Annotated in this window: 1 rRNA gene; it reads right to left on the reverse strand. The window is 50.7% G+C overall.

What is annotated here, in order from left to right:
* Positions 1-10 precede the first annotated feature (10 nt).
* A 16S ribosomal RNA gene (locus tag N6G83_RS54740) occupies positions 11-223 on the reverse strand; the annotation flags it as partial.

The following is a 223-nucleotide window of genomic DNA, read 5'->3' on the forward strand; positions in this document are numbered from 1 at the left end:
TATCTTTAGGTAAGGAGGTGATCCAACCGCAGGTTCCCCTACGGTTACCTTGTTACGACTTCACCCCAGTCATGAATCACAAAGTGGTAAGCGCCCTCCCGAAGGTTAAGCTACCTACTTCTTTTGCAACCCACTCCCATGGTGTGACGGGCGGTGTGTACAAGGCCCGGGAACGTATTCACCGTAGCATTCTGATCTACGATTACTAGCGATTCCGACTTCA

Source organism: Serratia sp. PL7 (assembly GCF_945957435.1).